The organism is Pontixanthobacter sp. CEM42, assembly GCF_017812015.1.
In the GTDB taxonomy this organism is placed as follows: Bacteria; Pseudomonadota; Alphaproteobacteria; order Sphingomonadales; family Sphingomonadaceae; genus Pontixanthobacter.
The window spans coordinates 57,219-72,301 of the sequence record NZ_JADQTN010000001.1 but is presented as its reverse complement, the minus strand read 5'-3'; the positions used below and the strand labels follow the sequence as shown (position 1 = coordinate 72,301).

16 protein-coding genes are annotated in these 15,083 nt (G+C 56.5%); 10 read left to right on the top strand and 6 right to left on the bottom strand.

Annotated features, from left to right (window positions below):
- The first annotated feature begins 1 nt into the window (after position 1).
- Positions 2-2,191 carry a thiamine pyrophosphate-dependent enzyme gene (locus tag J9777_RS00295; protein ID WP_209346828.1) on the top strand — a complete coding sequence of 730 codons (2,190 nt, stop codon included), beginning with the start codon at positions 2-4 and terminating at the stop codon, positions 2,189-2,191.
- Positions 2,188-3,228: an ACP S-malonyltransferase gene (locus J9777_RS00290; protein WP_209346827.1), complete on the top strand. Its 1,041-nt coding sequence runs from the start codon at positions 2,188-2,190 to the stop codon at positions 3,226-3,228. Before J9777_RS00295 ends, J9777_RS00290 begins: the two co-directional genes overlap by 4 nt.
- Here the strand turns inward: J9777_RS00290 and J9777_RS00285 are convergent.
- Positions 3,225-5,249, bottom strand: a complete 2,025-nt coding sequence (locus tag J9777_RS00285; protein WP_209346826.1) for a TonB-dependent receptor — start codon at positions 5,247-5,249, stop codon at positions 3,225-3,227. The two genes, J9777_RS00290 and J9777_RS00285, sit on opposite strands and share 4 nt — an antisense overlap.
- A gap of 106 nt (positions 5,250-5,355) precedes the next feature.
- On the opposite strand from J9777_RS00285, the gene J9777_RS00280 reads away from it, so the two are divergent.
- From J9777_RS00280 to J9777_RS00265, 4 genes are all read left to right on the top strand, one after another.
- Positions 5,356-6,858 (top strand): NAD(P)/FAD-dependent oxidoreductase, encoded by a 1,503-nt coding sequence (locus tag J9777_RS00280; RefSeq protein ID WP_209346825.1) that lies wholly within the window; start codon positions 5,356-5,358, stop codon positions 6,856-6,858.
- A 56-nt stretch (positions 6,859-6,914) separates the two neighbouring features.
- A complete protein-coding gene (locus tag J9777_RS00275) occupies positions 6,915-7,670 on the top strand; it encodes a molybdopterin-binding protein (RefSeq protein ID WP_209346824.1) in 756 nt (251 codons plus the stop codon).
- Between the two features lie 72 nt (positions 7,671-7,742).
- Entirely contained in the window at positions 7,743-8,717 is a 975-nt protein-coding gene (locus J9777_RS00270) for a polysaccharide deacetylase family protein (RefSeq protein ID WP_209346823.1), read from the top strand.
- 8 nt (positions 8,718-8,725) lie between these two features.
- On the top strand, positions 8,726-9,628 hold the full coding sequence (locus J9777_RS00265; protein WP_245228452.1) for a GNAT family N-acetyltransferase: 903 nt from the start codon (positions 8,726-8,728) through the stop codon (positions 9,626-9,628).
- Here J9777_RS00265 and J9777_RS00260 read toward each other — a convergent pair.
- The 3 genes from J9777_RS00260 to rplK form a co-directional block, all read right to left on the bottom strand.
- Positions 9,625-9,969, bottom strand: a complete 345-nt coding sequence (locus J9777_RS00260) for a hypothetical protein (protein WP_209346821.1) — start codon at positions 9,967-9,969, stop codon at positions 9,625-9,627. The two genes, J9777_RS00265 and J9777_RS00260, sit on opposite strands and share 4 nt — an antisense overlap.
- A 91-nt stretch (positions 9,970-10,060) precedes the next feature.
- Positions 10,061-10,756, bottom strand: a complete 696-nt coding sequence (gene rplA / locus J9777_RS00255; protein WP_209346820.1) for a 50S ribosomal protein L1 — start codon at positions 10,754-10,756, stop codon at positions 10,061-10,063.
- 4 nt (positions 10,757-10,760) lie between these two features.
- Positions 10,761-11,189, bottom strand: coding sequence for a 50S ribosomal protein L11 (rplK, locus tag J9777_RS00250; RefSeq protein ID WP_209346819.1), 429 nt, complete (start codon positions 11,187-11,189; stop codon positions 10,761-10,763).
- A gap of 240 nt (positions 11,190-11,429) precedes the next feature.
- On the opposite strand from rplK, the gene J9777_RS00245 reads away from it, so the two are divergent.
- The 4 genes from J9777_RS00245 to J9777_RS00230 all read left to right on the top strand — a co-directional run bounded on the left by J9777_RS00245 (position 11,430) and on the right by J9777_RS00230 (position 13,996).
- A complete protein-coding gene (locus tag J9777_RS00245; protein ID WP_209346818.1) occupies positions 11,430-12,104 on the top strand; it encodes a PspA/IM30 family protein in 675 nt (224 codons plus the stop codon).
- 79 nt (positions 12,105-12,183) lie between these two features.
- Entirely contained in the window at positions 12,184-12,603 is a 420-nt protein-coding gene (locus tag J9777_RS00240; RefSeq protein ID WP_209346817.1) for a hypothetical protein, read from the top strand.
- Positions 12,604-12,698: 95 nt separating this feature from the next.
- Positions 12,699-13,169, top strand: a complete 471-nt coding sequence (locus J9777_RS00235; protein ID WP_245228451.1) for an ABA4-like family protein — start codon at positions 12,699-12,701, stop codon at positions 13,167-13,169.
- Entirely contained in the window at positions 13,166-13,996 is an 831-nt protein-coding gene (locus tag J9777_RS00230; protein WP_209346816.1) for a hypothetical protein, read from the top strand. Before J9777_RS00235 ends, J9777_RS00230 begins: the two co-directional genes overlap by 4 nt.
- 86 nt (positions 13,997-14,082) lie before the next feature.
- On the opposite strand, the gene nusG is transcribed toward J9777_RS00230, so the two are convergent.
- Complete coding sequence (gene nusG, locus J9777_RS00225) at positions 14,083-14,619, bottom strand: transcription termination/antitermination protein NusG (RefSeq protein ID WP_160613164.1); 537 nt, start codon at positions 14,617-14,619, stop codon at positions 14,083-14,085.
- A 65-nt stretch (positions 14,620-14,684) separates the two neighbouring features.
- Positions 14,685-14,891, bottom strand: coding sequence for a preprotein translocase subunit SecE (gene secE, locus J9777_RS00220; protein ID WP_209346815.1), 207 nt, complete (start codon positions 14,889-14,891; stop codon positions 14,685-14,687).
- Between the last annotated feature and the right edge of the window lie 192 nt (positions 14,892-15,083).

The following is a 15,083-nucleotide window of genomic DNA, read 5'->3' as shown; positions in this document are numbered from 1 at the left end:
CATGGACCGCGCGCAGATAGTTCACGACAATTTCCTCCGCCGAGTTGCGGATAATGACCTTCCCGGTGGAAACGCGCCCGGTGGATTATTAAGCGATGTCGGAGCCGTGTCGATCTTCCGTTCCGGCTGCCTGACACGGGCGCTCGACCGGACCAGCCGCGCGATGCAGAGCAAAGGTCAGGGGTTCTACACCATCGGCTCATCGGGGCACGAGGGGATGGCCGCAGTCGCCGCTGCGCTCCGCCCGACCGATATGGCATTCCTTCATTACCGCGATGCTGCATTTCAAATTCAACGCGCAGAGCAGGCACCTGGTCAGACAATCACATGGGACATGCTGCTGAGCTTTGCGTGCTCCAGCGACGATCCGATTTCGGGCGGGCGGCACAAGGTGCTCGGTTCAAAAGCGCTGACGATCCCGCCGCAGACGTCGACGATCGCCAGCCATCTGCCAAAGGCTGTCGGCGCGGCCTATTCGCTTGGTCTGGCAAAGCGGCAACCGCCAGAGCACAAGCAATTGCCCGATGATGCAATCGTGATGTGCAGCTTCGGCGATGCCTCGGCCAATCACTCGACGGCGCAGGGTGCGATCAACACGTCGTGTTGGACTGCATATCAGAACGTCCCGATGCCGTTGCTTTGGGTTTGTGAGGATAACGGGATCGGTATCTCCACGAAGACACCTACCGGCTGGATTGCGGCGAATTTCCAATCGCGACCGGGTCTCAAATATTTCAGCTGCGATGGCACCGATATTTACGACACATTCCGCGTTACCCAGGAAGCGTCGGAATATGTCCGTAAGCGTCGCAAGCCAGCCCTGCTGCATATCCGCACGATCCGTCTGTATGGCCATGCCGGTGCAGATGTTCCGACAACCTACATGGCCAAGTCCGAGGTTGAGGCTGAGGAAGCCAATGATCCTCTGCTCCATTCGGTGCGATTGCTGGGCGAGGCTGGCGCGCTGAAGGGCGAAGCAGCGCTAGCAATCTACAATCAAACCGCCGCACGCGTCGATCGGATAGCGACTGAGGCAATCGCGCGTCCTCGCTTGGAAACTGCTGAGCAGGTGATGGCGAGCATCATTCCGCCAAAACGTGAATGCGCAGCCAGCAACGGCTCCTCGCCCGAAGATCGTGCCGCGGCATTTGGCGGCGATCTGAAACAGATGGGCCAGCCGCAAATCATGTCGCGGCTGATCAATTGGGCGCTAACCGATCTTATGCTCGCACACGCTGAGATTGCGATGATGGGCGAGGATATCGGCCGCAAAGGCGGCGTTTATGGTGTGACGCAAAAGCTTGCGAAGCGGTTTGGGCGGGGGCGCGTGATCGATACCCTGCTCGACGAACAATCCATCCTCGGTCTGGGTCTGGGCATGGCGCAGAATGGTTTTCTACCGATCCCCGAAATCCAATTCCTTGCTTACTATCACAATGCGGAAGATCAGATCCGCGGCGAAGGGGCGACTTTGCCGTTCTTCTCGAACGGGCAATTCACAAACCCGATGGTCGTACGGATTGCCGGGCTGGGGTACCAGAAGGGCTTTGGCGGGCACTTCCACAACGACAACAGCTTCGCGGCAATCCGCGATGTGCCGGGGGTGATTCTGGCTTGCCCTTCCAACGGTGCCGACGCCGCGCGGATGATGCGCGAGGCTGTGCGCTTGGCCCGCGAAGAACAGCGTCTGGTTATTTTCCTTGAACCCATCGCGCTCTATCCGATGCGCGATCTGCATGACGCGGGCGACCGCGGCTGGATGCACACCTACCCCGATCCGTCCGAGCGCCTGCCTTTCGCGCAAGTCACAACGCATGGCGATGGGCAGGATGTCGCGATCGTGACATTTGCCAACGGTACTTATCTATCGATGCAAGCGCAGAAGCGTTTGGCCGATGAGGGCATTAAGGCGCGGGTGATCGATTTGAACTGGCTGTCACCGCTCCCCGAAAAATCGCTGCTTGCCGCCGCGAAAGGCTGCAAGAATGTGCTGATCGTCGATGAGACCCGGCGTACAGGCGGTTTGGCCGAAGCATTGATGGCCCTCTTCACCGAAAAGTCCGATGTGCCGCACGCTCGTTTGGTAGCCGAAGACAGCTTTATTCCGACAGGTCCGGCCTATGCAGCAACAATGCCATCAGCGGACGGAATCGCGGATGCCGCGCGAGCGTTGGTCGGAGGCACATCATGAGCGCTATTAAGAAGACCGCAGTCGTTATCTGCCCGGGTCGCGGAACGTATAACAAGGCCGAACTTGGCTATCTGAGGAAGCACTTCCCCGACCAAGGCCTGCTGACAAAATTCGATGCCCAACGCGGTGCGCGCGATCAGGAAACGCTGTCTGCGCTCGATGGCGCGGACCGCTTCAGCCTCGCCAAACATTCGCGCGGTGACAATGCTTCGGGCCTCATCTTCGCTGCGACGTTCGGCGATTTTCTGAGCATTGATCGTGACACGATTGAGATCGTCGCGGTAACCGGCAATTCGATGGGTTGGTATTCCGCCCTCGCCTGCGCCGGCGCAACCTCACCCGAAGATGGCTTCAAGGTCGCCAATACAATGGGCACGCTGATGCAAAAGGCGCTGATCGGCGGACAGTTGGTCTATCCATCCCTCGGCGACACTTGGACGCCTGATCTTGCGAAGCGCGATGCATTGCTAGCTATTGTGACAGAGATTGATGCACGCGCGGGTCACACCCTTCTCCCATCAATTCATCTCGGCGGAATGCTGGTACTCGCCGGTAATGAGGCGGGTTTGCAAGCCTTCGAAAGTGCGGTTGATCCAGTCGACGGTCGCTTTCCGATGCGGCTCGGCAATCATGCCGCCTTCCATACGCCTCTGCAGCAACCGGTCGCCGACAAAGGCCGTGACCTGCTGTCGCCGACCCTGTTCGGACAACCTGATATCCCGATGGTGGATGGTCGCGGCGCGATCTGGTGGCCCCATGCTAGCGATACGCAGGCGCTGTGGGACTACACTCTGGGACATCAAGTCACAGAAATCTATGACTTCACACGCGCAATCGAAGTAGCCGCGCGCGAATTTGCGCCCGACCTGTTTATCGTCACAGGTCCCGGCACGACTCTGGGCGGCGCCGTCGCGCAATCGCTGATCCTTGCCGACTGGAAAGGCATGGACGGCAAGGACGCGTTTAAGGCTCAGCAAGCGGAAAACGCGCTTCTGGTTTCCATGGGTATGGACGAGCAGCGGAGCGACGTGGTTTAGAACCCGAAGCGGATACCACCCCACACAGTGCGCGGAACGCCAAGATCCAGCGCTCCATCGGAATTGCGTGTCACGATGGTCTCGTCGAACAGGTTTTCTCCCCGCAACACGAGCGAAAATTTTCCGGCAATCGGGATTTGCGCGAATGCGTTGAGCGTTGTCGCAGCGGGCAGAACATTCGTCTCCTGATCGCTTTCAAACTGAGCGCTGACATGCCGCAATGTGGTCGAGAGCAACCATCCTTCTGCCGGTTGCCATGCGATCGTTGCACTTGCCGCAAACTCAGGTGTCTGCGGCGGACGGTTACCATCAAGCGCCACCGACGCTCCGCTGCCATCGACTTTGGCATCGGTGTACACAAGCGTTCCGTTGAAACTGATCTGGCCGCGCGTAATCGAAGCACCAGCCTCGATACCGCGCGCCTCGATCGCGGGGAGGTTCTGCCTTTGCCGCAGCGTAGGCGTCAGCGTGACATTGGCGATGGCGTTCTTAACGCGGTTATCGAAGGCTGTGATGTTAAACTCGACACCGTTTGCTGGCGTAAGGTCTGCCCCAATCTCGAAGCCTTCAAGCTGTTCATTCTCCAGTGCCGCATTGGCCTGCGTGACAACCGGAAACACTACAAATGGGCGGTACAATTCATTCAGCGTCGGCAGTCGCAAACCGCGATAGGCGACAGCGCGCAAACGCATCGCGTCACCCAATCGATAGGATGCACCCGCTCGGTAGGAGAATGACCAATCGGCACGATCCGGCGCGATGGTTTCCGAAACCAGCGCATTATTTGCATCCTCCGCCCGGAAGAATCCGTTTTCGATTATGGTCCGGTCTGCACGCACGCCGCCGGTTAAGATCAGATCGCCGATTGACCAATCATCCTCGATGAAAATGCCGAAGTCGCTATTCTGCCCACCAGCGCGGCGGCGTTCGCGCAAATTGCCAGTGAAAGCGCTGTAAGCCTCCTCCTGCAATTCGCCCGAGGACCGGCGGTAATCGACGCCCAAGCGCAGCACATGATCCGCACCCACAGGTGGCCGAACCTCCAGCTTTCCGCCCAACCCGGTCGAAGGCGTGTTGCGCTGGTCAAGAACGCGCACAAACCGCGTCGAAGAAATCACCACGTTGGAGAAATTGCGCGCCTGCAAATAGGCGACCGCATCAAACTGCCAATTCCCGCGCCCGACCAAGCGAATGCTCGCGTCAGCGCCTTCGCTGGAACTGTCTGCGCCTTCAAAACGCAGCGTCCGCTCGTCATTGAACACCAAGCCACGCGCCTGCAATTCGATATCATCGGAGATTGGCGCGACACCGCGCACACCGAAGGACCAGCTTTCAAATGCTGCGCGGGATGTGATTGCCGCCCGCTGGTTTTCTGGCGTGGTGAAGAAGCCCTGTCCGCGATCCCAGCGTCCGCTTATTACGGCAAAACCTGCTCCCAGATTCTGCGCGACACTCGCACTCGCTTCGGTCTCTCCGCGATCATTGGCCAGCACTGACCCGCTGATTGGACCAAGCGTGTTGGCATCGGCGCTGTTGAGTTCGATGGTCCCCGCCAATGCGCCCGATCCAAATGGCCCTGACCCGCCGCCGCGCGTAACGCGAATGCTGTCTAACCGCTCAGGCGCGATTGCGCTGAGCGGGATATAGCCGAAGAACGGGTCCGCCATCGGCACGCCGTCGAGCAGGACCAGCGCGCGGCTCGTCGCATTGCCGCCCAAAGCCCGCAAGGTAACGCCCTGAGCGCTGGGGTTCGAACTGCGACTGTCAGAGCGGCGGAACTGCTGAAATCCTGCGACTGACGAGAGCACATCTTCGATCCGTCCGGAGCCCGACGTGACGATCAGATCGCGATCTAATTCCACCGAGGAATAGGCCGGCGTCGCGGGCGAATCTTCAAGTCCCTGACCGGTAACAATAATGACATTCTCGTCCGCTTCGTCAGCCGTCTCATCCTGCGCAAAAGCAGGCGCGGCAAACAGAAACGGGAGATAACAAGCGGCAAGTTTGGGGGAAAAACGCATCCCCGTGCCCTATCGCCACTTTACGCTTACGTCAGTATTTAATTGCAACCAGACTCGCATTTGCAAACTAGTTGTGCTTACAACGCTGTCAGTAGGAGAGAGAACCATGCTGGCCACCCCACCCGATTTTGATGTTTTGATTGTCGGCGCCGGAATTTCCGGAATTGGCATGGCTGCGCATCTTGAAATGGAATGCCCTGACCGGTCCTACGCAATCGTCGAGCGGCGCGAGAATTTGGGCGGTACGTGGGATCTGTTCCGCTATCCGGGTATCCGTTCGGACTCGGACATGCACACTCTGGGCTTCGTGTTCGAGCCCTGGAAGCACGAGAAGAGCATCGCCGACGCGCCCTCTATTCTAGAGTATCTCAACACCATCGTTGATGAGCGCGATATTCGCCAGCACATCCGTTACAGTCACAAGATCATCTCTGCCGATTGGCGCAATGATGAAGCGCGCTGGCACGTCGCAGCCGAACTCGCCGACGGTTCGCAAACTCTACTGACAGCGAATTTCCTCTATCTCGGTTCCGGCTATTACGACTATGACGAGCCGTATGATCCGGGCTTTGAATTCCGTGATTTCAAAGGACAGGTCGTACACCCGCAGTTCTGGCCAGAGGATCTCGACTACACCGGCAAGAAAGTCGTCGTCATCGGATCGGGTGCAACCGCCGTGACCATCGTCCCGTCCATGGCGGACAAGGCCGCCAAGGTCACTATGCTCCAGCGCACGCCGACTTGGATGTTCAACCGTCCCGCGAAAGACGGAATCGCTAATTTTCTGCGTAAGATTTTGCCCGAAAAAACAGCCTACAAGATTACCCGTTGGAAGAATATCAAGCTGCAAGATTTTGGCTTCAAACGTGCGCGCAAGAAGCCGGACAAGATGGCTGCGTTACTGCACAAACGCATTCTCAAGATCATGGGTAAGGACTATGATCTTACCGACTTTACGCCGCCTTATGATCCGTGGGACCAACGCCTTTGCCTCGTACCCGATGACGATCTTTTTGAAGCACTGAAGTCGGGCAAAGCCGATGTTGTGACAGCCAAAATCAAGCGCTTTACCGAAAAGGGCATTGAGCTCGACAATGGTAACGAGCTTGAGGCTGATATCATCGTCACCGCAACGGGGCTGAAAATTGCAGTAGCCGGCAAGATTGCGGTCAGCCAAGATGGTGTACCGGTCGATTTCAGCCAGCGTTTTAACTACAAAGGCTGCATGTTCTCGAACCTGCCGAATCTGGCGGCGGTGTTCGGTTATCTCAACGCAAGCTGGACCCTTCGGGCGGACATCAATTCGGAATATATCTGCCGCTTGCTGAATCTTATGCAAAAGACCGGCAGCGATGTGGTTGTACCGACCTTGCCGGAAAATCATGGTCTGGAAGAAGATGATATTTTCGACTTTTCATCCGGCTATATTCAGCGCGCTCTCGATATCATGCCGAAGAACTCGCTTTCCTATCCGTGGCGGCTGAATCAGGAATATGTCACCGACCGTAAGATTATGCAGGATGGTCCGATTGAAGACGGAATCTTGTCGCTAAGCAAGGCGGGAGCGAATGCGGTAGACGCTGACGAGCAATTGGAAGCTGCTGAGTAACTGTTACCTCTGCTTAAGCTCTTCACCTAGGGCAGTGGATGCCCTACGCCGCGATCATGACTGACAAGATTTACACCGCCGGACTGGTCGTGATCGGCGACGAGATTCTCTCTGGCCGAACGCACGACAAGAATATCGCGCAAGTCGCCAGCTGGTTGCAGGTGCAAGGCATCCGGCTCGACGAAGTGCGCGTCGTGCCCGATGTGCAGGAGCGGATTGTCGAAGCGGTAAACACGCTGCGTGCGCAGAATGATTATTTGTTCACGACCGGCGGTATTGGCCCCACGCATGATGATATAACCGTCGATGCGGTGGCAGAGGCGCTGGGTGTCGAGGTAATCATCCATCCTGACGCGCGGGCGATCCTAGAAAAGTACTACTCCGACAAAGGCGGGCTCAATGAAGGGCGTTTGCGCATGGCGCGTGCTCCCGAGGGCGCAGAGCTTATTCCCAACCGCAAATCGGGCGCACCGGGGATCAAGATCGGCAATGTCCATCTGATGGCGGGCGTTCCGCATATCACCGCCGGAATGCTCGATGCGCTGACCGGATCGCTGGAAGGCGGCGCACATTTGCTGTCCGAAACCGTTGGCGGATTTATTCCCGAAAGCGAGGTTTCAACCCTGCTGCGCGAAGTCGAGAAAGCACATGAGAATTGCCAGATCGGTAGCTACCCTTTCTTCCGCGAGGGCAAAGTCGGATCGAACTTCGTGATCCGTTCCACCGATGCCGATGCACTACAAAGCTGCATGCATGTGCTGTGCGAGGGGCTGGGCGAGCTTGGCTTCGATTTCACGCCCGGCGGGATCTGACGCGGCAGGCCCGAAAACGCCTCTGAAACAAGGCAAACGCAACCTTAACCTGTCGCCGCTATGCCTGCGCGCATGACGGCGGTCTATATCACCATCGACACCGAGTATTCTGCGGGCTTTGCCAAGGCGGAAGGCACCGGCTTGCGCGCTGAGAATTTCGCACGATCAATTGCCTGCGAAACGCCAGACGGCAATGTCGGCGTCGAATATCAGATGGATGTGTTCGATCGGCACAGCCTGAAAGGCGTGTTCTTCGTCGATCCGATGCCTGCGCTGGTTTGGGGCGTCGAAGCGATTGCCGACATCGTCGAGCCTATCGTCACCCGCGGCCACGATGTGCAATTGCATGTCCATACCGAATGGCTGGAACTTGCGGGAAGCAAGAATTTGCTCGGCTCCAAAACCGGAACGAACATCAAAGATTTCACTCTCGAAGAGCAGGTGCAAATCCTCGACTATGCCAAATCCACGCTGATGGACGCTGGCGCGCCGGAACCGGTTGCTTTCCGGTCCGGCAATTACGGCTCCAACGATGATACACTGCGCGCGCTGAAACAGGTCGGTATCGGTTACGAAACCAGCCACTGCCCCGGTATCGCAGACGGTTACTGCGAAATCTCTCTCACCACCGAAGACCGCCACCCACTTGTCCACGAAGGGATCGTGCAAGTGCCGGTGGGTTGCATCGACAGTTTCGGCGGCACCTTGCGCCATGCGCAGATCACTGCGCTGTCTGCGTGGGAGATGCTCGCCGCCTTACGCCATGCGCGCTCGCAAGATGTGCCTAGCTTCACCATCGTATCGCATAGTTTCGAATTGCTCAGCCGTGATCGCAGCACAATCAACCGGATCGTCAAGAATCGGTTCGACAGATTCTGCGAAGGTCTGGCAAAGATGGTTGGCGTGACATCGGCCAGTTACGCCGACAATCCGCCTGTTCCGCTTGACGGTAATTTGGCGGCCAAACCACTGCCCTTGAGCGAAGTCCGCTCGGGCCTGCGAATGGCTGAACAAGCTTTGTCCAACACGCTCTACGGGAACGGATGATGAGCGATATGACCCCCATCAAATTCGTGGTCGGATCGAAAGTGCTACTCTCGGTGCCCAAGGCCCTGGTAAATGTTTCACTGACGCTGCCCGAAGTGATTGATGGCGTAGATGTTTCACTTCCAGAGCTTGCAGGCGATCAGGACGGCTATCGTATCCTTTCTGCGCCCGCCGAAGCGGTGCCGCAAATATTGCGCGACCATCCCGATATGGTCGCGGGCGGTATCCAGACCTATCGCCGCCACTATATCGATATGAGCGGCAGCTTTGACGATTATATGGGCCGCTTCTCTTCAAAGACACGCTCGACCTTGCGCCGCAAGCATCGCAAACTGGTCAAAGATATCGGCGGCGATGTCGAGTTCCGCGAATACCGCACGCCGGACGAGATGGACGCATTTCGCGAGCTCGCTCTGCCTTTGTCGCGGCGCACCTATCAGGCAAAATCGCTCGACGCAGGCCTGCCCGAAAGTGACGAAGCCCATGCCGAGCGCAAGCGCCTGGCCGGCGATGACAATGTCCGCGCCTATCTGCTGTGCGCCGATGGTAAGCCGGTAAGCTATCTCTATCTGCCCATCGACGGGGCCACAATCAGCTACGCCTTCCTCGGCTACGATCCCGACCATGCCCGGCTATCCCCCGGCACCGTTCTGCAATTAGAAGCCCTAGACCGCCTCTTCGCCGAAGAACGTTATCGCTATTTCGATTTCACCGAAGGCGAAGGCGCGCATAAAGCCATGTTCGGAACGGACAGTGTGGAAGCATGCTCTTTCTTCCTGCTGAAGGGACAGGTAGCCAACACAATGCTGCTCAAATCGGTAGATGCGTTTGATAAGAGTATTGCCGGTGCGAAGAGTTTGGCCGAGCGGACTGGGGCGTTGGCGAAAGTACGCAATCTCCTTCGTAGCTAATCACTCGGTCGCTTTGTCTCCCAGCGATATGGAAAGATTGCCTTCTCCAAATTGCTGGCAAAATCGCCGTCGCCCGATCTCGCTTTGACGTCCTCATAAATGTCCAACATTTGCTGACTTACAGATGTGCCCTCGCTGATATCCCTTCCAACAAATTTGTCTCCAAAGCCTTCGACGTTATCCAGTTCTCCAATCAAGAAGTTGATTAGCGAGTGCTGAAAAATCTCGGCTCGCGGCCCGTCAGAGAATTTCGCATGCAGCAGAAAGATTTTCAGAAAGTAGGCTTCGTTCTTTGCGAGCCGGATTGTCACCTCATCATCAGCGATTTCAACATCAGACATGTGTAACACTCCAGTTGGGCGGCACGGAAAAAGGCCGCAGGATTTCTCCCACGGCCCTTCTCAAATTCTTGCCTTGTAGGACAGCGTAGACTTACGCGCCTTCGATCTCCGCGAGGTCGATTTTTAGACCTGGGCCCATGGTCGAGGTCAGCGAGACCTTCTTCACATATTTGCCCTTCGAACCCGATGGCTTCGCTTTCACGATAGCCTGAGTCAGCGCTTCGAAGTTGGTTTTGATATCGCCGTCCTTGAACGACATTTTTCCGATGCCGGTGTGAACGATGCCGTTCTTCTCGACGCGGAATTCAACCTGGCCGCCTTTGGCGTCCTTCACGGCTTGTTCCACGTTAGGAGTGACAGTGCCCAACTTCGGGTTTGGCATCAGGCCTTTGGGACCCAGAACCTTACCGAGACGGCCCACAACACCCATCATGTCCGGCGTAGCAATCACGCGGTCATAGTCGAGGTTACCGGCCTGCATGTCTTCCATCAGATCTTCTGCGCCAACTTTATCAGCACCAGCAGCAGTGGCTTTGTCGGCATTGTCGCCGCGTGCGAACACAGCAACTTTGACGTCTTTACCCGTGCCCGATGGCAGAGCGACCATGCCGCGAACCATTTGGTCTGCGTGGCGTGGGTCAACACCAAGATTGATGGCGAGTTCGACAGTTTCGTCGAATTTCTTGCTGGCGTGCTCACGCAATGTCGCGATTGCATCGTCAACACCATAGAGTTTTTCGCGGTCCATTTCGGCGCGGACTTTTTGTGCTTTTGTCAGTTTAGCCATCGGTTCAGCCCTCCACTTCAAGGCCCATCGAACGCACGGAGCCTTCGATGATTTTCATAGCCTGATCGATATCGTTTGCGTTGAGGTCAGCCATCTTGGCTTCGGCGATTTCTTTAACCGCGCTGCGCTTGATAGTGCCGCCAACAACTTTGCCCGGCTCGCTAGAACCCTTCTTCAGCTTGGCAGCTTTCTTGATCATGTAGCTCGCTGGCGGGCTTTTGAATGTGAAGCTGAACGAACGGTCCGCATAGACTGTGATAGTCGTCGGGATCGGAGCGTTCTTTTCAAGGTCCTGTGTCGCCGCGTTAAACGCCTTACAGAATTCCATGATGTTCACGCCGCGCTGACCCAATGCAGGGCCGATCGGTGGTGATGGGTTTGCAGTACCCGCGGGCACTTGCAGCTTAATATAGCCGTCAATCTTCTTGGCCATGAGAGGCCTCCTTTCACACTGTCTCCCCCGCCCGCTCGTCCTGAGCGTGTCGAAGGATCATGTTAAGCGGTCAAACAACGGATAAATCCGTCTCCCGCACGAGTTCCCTTTCGGGAAGGCGCGCTGATAGCGTTTTGCGGGGGAAATGCAAGTAAAAGCCGTCCGTTGCCTCAATCACCCAAATTTAATACACGGTGCCTAATTCTTTCGGATATTCCGAAGTTTAGGGACTGAAATATCATGCGGATTGTCGTTCAAGTCAGAGAATTGGTATCGAGCAATGTCACCACGATGGTGGAGAAGGCCTCGAACCCGGTGAAGATGCTGCGGCTGCTGCGCAAGGAAATCGAAGAGGCGGATATTTCGCTTCATGGTGAGATTGCCAAGCTGACCCGCGAAAAAGACCGCGCCGCAGCAACTGCGAAGAAGCTGGCAGATGATGCGAAAAGCTGGTCGGATAAAGCCAAAGTCGCGATGGATCATGATCGCGAAGACCTTGCCCGCTCTGCACTACTCGCGCGTGAGGATACTAAGCAACAGGCCGAAGAGCAGAAGGTCGAAGCAGCAAAACTTGGCGATGACATTGCCGACGCTGAAAGCGCATTGGAAGCGCTGAAAGCCAAGTTGGACGAAACAAACGCACAATTGCGCGAGCAAGAAGCGCACGACGCGGCCGGTCGGAGTTCCGGATCGTCCATCGCTGCGAAGGACAGCACGACCGACAAGCGCATGGACCGCATCGCCAATCTGGAACGCCGCGTTGATCACTCGCTCGGCGATCAGCCCGCAACCGCCAAGTCGAATGCCTCGGTCGAAGCCGAAATCGCCTCAATGCAGCGCGAAGCCTCGGTAGACGCTGAACTGGAAAAGATGCGCGGCGGCGGAAAAGCGAAACGGAAGCGCAAGGCAAGTTAGTGCCTTCTATCCAAACTTCGGCTGTTAATTGACTTCCACCTTTATCCGCCTAGATTTCGCGCGAAAGAAGGGGCAAGAAATGCGGAGACTCTCACTACTCACCGGCATAGCGTTGATCGTTACGCCGACTGCCAGCTTTGCTGGCACATTCGAGACGACCATAAACAGAGCCACCTATACAGTTGATCTCGACACGGTGAAAAGCCAGCGACTGGAGGGCATGACGGCAGACGCTCTGATCATCCCCGTCAAAATCAGCAATGTCAGCGGCAACCGCAGCGAACATATGATTGCTGCGCTTTGCGGCACAACCGAAACCGAACATTCTGAAGGAGCGCGTCTCTACGTTCGCCAAGCCACTCTGGCGTGGAAGAGCTATGACAAGGACGGCAAACTCGAGCGCGAGTGGCAAATGACCGAACTGAAATGGAAAGTACCGCGCTATAAGACCGCTTGGTTCAAAGTGATTGACGCTGCCTGCGTTTCAAAAGGTCTTTGAGAGGACGTATTGCGCCGTTCCCGATATCGCGGCACCGCAAGGATCGCTAGACAACGCGAACACCTGTTCCTACCCTCGCCAAACTCGAGGGGGAAATGACGACAATGGTGCCTGAACAGCTTTTCGGTTGGGCCGGGCAAGCGGCGATGCTTGGCTGGGTTATTCTTATCTTCCTCCCGCGCCGATGGCCTGCTCTGCTGTTTGTGCCACGCTATGTGATCCCACTCGGGCTGAGCCTGCTCTATTCGGGCCTCGCAATGTCTTACATCTTGACTGTCGAGGGCGGCGGATTTGGCTCTCTCGCGGAAGTCAAAACACTACTTTCCAATGACTGGGCACTGCTTGCCGGTTGGGTGCATTATCTGGCGTTCGATCTGTTCATTGGCGGCTGGATCGCTGTGCAGGCGGACAAGGTCGGCATAAGCCGTCTCCTCCAAGCACCAATCCTGTTGGCGACATTCATGGCCGGACCACTTGGTCTGGCGCTGTTTATGGTCATGCGTGTGGGCTATTTCCGCTCGGCCCAGCAAAGTGACAACACGCCAGCCGAGGGCCTGCATCAATGAGCCGCGATACGAACACTCCCGTAATGTGGATGCCGCTCATGCGTCAGTTGGACAATGATCCGCTGACCAGGCTGCTACTGTCCTTCGCGCTGTTCATGGGCGCGGCATTTCTGGTGTTTCTGCCAGCTTGGATCATGGACTCGCGCATCCTCGACAGCGCTTCGGTGTGGACCAAGCCGCAGAAGTTCAACATCTCTTTCGTGGTGCATTTTGTGACGCTGGCGATCTTGGCCCAGCAAGTACCGCGTGAGACCCGCACAGGACCGTTGCTGAAGATATTCGCATATCTTGCCGGCCTTGGGCTGGTGTTCGAGTTTGTATATCTCAACACACAGGCCGCACGCGGCGTCCGTTCCCATTTCAATTTTGACGGCCCATTCGAACAGGCAATGTACGGACTGATGGGACTGGGTGCAGTCTTACTGATGACAATCGCAGTGGCGATCGCCTGGCAGATTTGGCGCAAAGCCGACCGATCACGACGCGGCCTATGGCTGGGTTCGATTGTCGGGCTGACCACCGCCTTTATCACGACCGTGATCTTCGGCTTCTACATGTCGAGCACCAGCCGCTATGTCGGAGCGCCATTGACAGGAGGCGGTGAGGTCGTGCCGTTCTTTGGCTGGTCCAGAGAATATGGCGATCTACGTCCCGCGCACTTCGTCAGTATGCATATGATCCAGACCATCCCCTTTGCCGGATGGATCGCAGACCGCTTCCGCTGGAATGGACTGGCCGTAGTGCTAGGCGTAACTGCGGTACAGATCGCGCTCGCCACGTTTCTGTTCATGCAGGCCCGCGCTGGCGAGCCATTCTGGCCACTTTGAGCAAATCAACTCAACGAAACGTCCCGAACGAAAAAGGGCCCCGGTTCGCACCGAAGCCCTTTTGATCGTTTGCGGTAACGCCAGCCTTACTTCGACAGTTCGACCTGTTCGAATTCCAGCTCGACCGGAGTCGCGCGGCCAAAGATCGACACGCTGACTTTGACCTTGGCTTTGTCAAAGTCCAGTTCCTCGACCACGCCGTTGAAGCTGGCGAATGGACCGTCGAGCACTTTGACCGAATCGCCGATTTCGTAATCGACATGGATCTGCTTTTTCGGAGCAGACTTGGCTTCTTCGACACCGCCGAAATAGCGAGCCGCTTCGGCTTCGGAAATTGGCTGTGGCTTGTTGTTCGCGCCCAGAAAGCCGGTGACTTTCGGCGTGTTCTTGACCAAGTGATAGACATCATCGGTCATTTGCAGCTTAGCGAGGACATAGCCCGGCATAAATTTGCGCTCGGTCTGAACCTTTTTGCCGCGCTTTACCTCGGTGATCGTTTCTGTCGGCACTTCGACTTCTTCGACACCGTCGGACAGGCCAAGGCGTTCGGCTTCAGAAATGATCGCATCGCGAACCTTGTTCTCGAAACCCGAATAAGCGTGGATGATATACCAGCGAGCCATCAATTACGTCCTGTCAGAAAATTATGTGTGCAGCCGGCGTACCGACCCAAAATTAAGCGCTCAAATCAAGCGAGGCTAAGCAGCCACGTCACCACCGAACCGAACACGGTGTCGATGCCAAGGAAGAACAGCGAGAGAATCACCATCATAATACCAACGAAGATCGCGGTTGTGATGGTTTCCTGCCGCGTGGGCCAGACAACCTTGCTGGTTTCCGTCTGCACCTGACGGAAAAATTCCGCTGGTGAGGTCTTCTTCTCTTTTTCGGCCATGATGCCTGCTTTCGCTACTCAATCTAAAATCTAGTCTCTTCCGGAATGGGGATATCGCCGCCCCAGTTCAAGTCTGGGAGGGGCTGTAACACCAACAAATGTCGGAAGACGCGATTCGTCTAGGCGCGAGTGGTTGCAAAAGCAAGATAGAGATGCGGCCAGAGATATGGGCGCTATTTCACGCGGTTTTTG

Bases quoted from the DNA above. Each gene is read 5' to 3' on its own strand.
- J9777_RS00295 (WP_209346828.1), top strand. From the start codon at position 2: ATGGACCGCGCGCAGATAGTTCACGACAATTTCCTCCGCCGAGTTGCG.
- J9777_RS00290 (WP_209346827.1), top strand. From the start codon at position 2,188: ATGAGCGCTATTAAGAAGACCGCAGTCGTTATCTGCCCGGGTCGCGGA.
- J9777_RS00285 (WP_209346826.1), bottom strand. From the start codon at position 5,249: ATGCGTTTTTCCCCCAAACTTGCCGCTTGTTATCTCCCGTTTCTGTTT.
- J9777_RS00280 (WP_209346825.1), top strand. From the start codon at position 5,356: ATGCTGGCCACCCCACCCGATTTTGATGTTTTGATTGTCGGCGCCGGA.
- J9777_RS00275 (WP_209346824.1), top strand. From the start codon at position 6,915: ATGACTGACAAGATTTACACCGCCGGACTGGTCGTGATCGGCGACGAG.
- J9777_RS00270 (WP_209346823.1), top strand. From the start codon at position 7,743: ATGACGGCGGTCTATATCACCATCGACACCGAGTATTCTGCGGGCTTT.
- J9777_RS00265 (WP_245228452.1), top strand. From the start codon at position 8,726: ATGACCCCCATCAAATTCGTGGTCGGATCGAAAGTGCTACTCTCGGTG.
- J9777_RS00260 (WP_209346821.1), bottom strand. From the start codon at position 9,969: ATGTCTGATGTTGAAATCGCTGATGATGAGGTGACAATCCGGCTCGCA.
- rplA (WP_209346820.1), bottom strand. From the start codon at position 10,756: ATGGCTAAACTGACAAAAGCACAAAAAGTCCGCGCCGAAATGGACCGC.
- rplK (WP_209346819.1), bottom strand. From the start codon at position 11,189: ATGGCCAAGAAGATTGACGGCTATATTAAGCTGCAAGTGCCCGCGGGT.
- J9777_RS00245 (WP_209346818.1), top strand. From the start codon at position 11,430: ATGCGGATTGTCGTTCAAGTCAGAGAATTGGTATCGAGCAATGTCACC.
- J9777_RS00240 (WP_209346817.1), top strand. From the start codon at position 12,184: ATGCGGAGACTCTCACTACTCACCGGCATAGCGTTGATCGTTACGCCG.
- J9777_RS00235 (WP_245228451.1), top strand. From the start codon at position 12,699: ATGACGACAATGGTGCCTGAACAGCTTTTCGGTTGGGCCGGGCAAGCG.
- J9777_RS00230 (WP_209346816.1), top strand. From the start codon at position 13,166: ATGAGCCGCGATACGAACACTCCCGTAATGTGGATGCCGCTCATGCGT.
- nusG (WP_160613164.1), bottom strand. From the start codon at position 14,619: ATGGCTCGCTGGTATATCATCCACGCTTATTCGGGTTTCGAGAACAAG.
- secE (WP_209346815.1), bottom strand. From the start codon at position 14,891: ATGGCCGAAAAAGAGAAGAAGACCTCACCAGCGGAATTTTTCCGTCAG.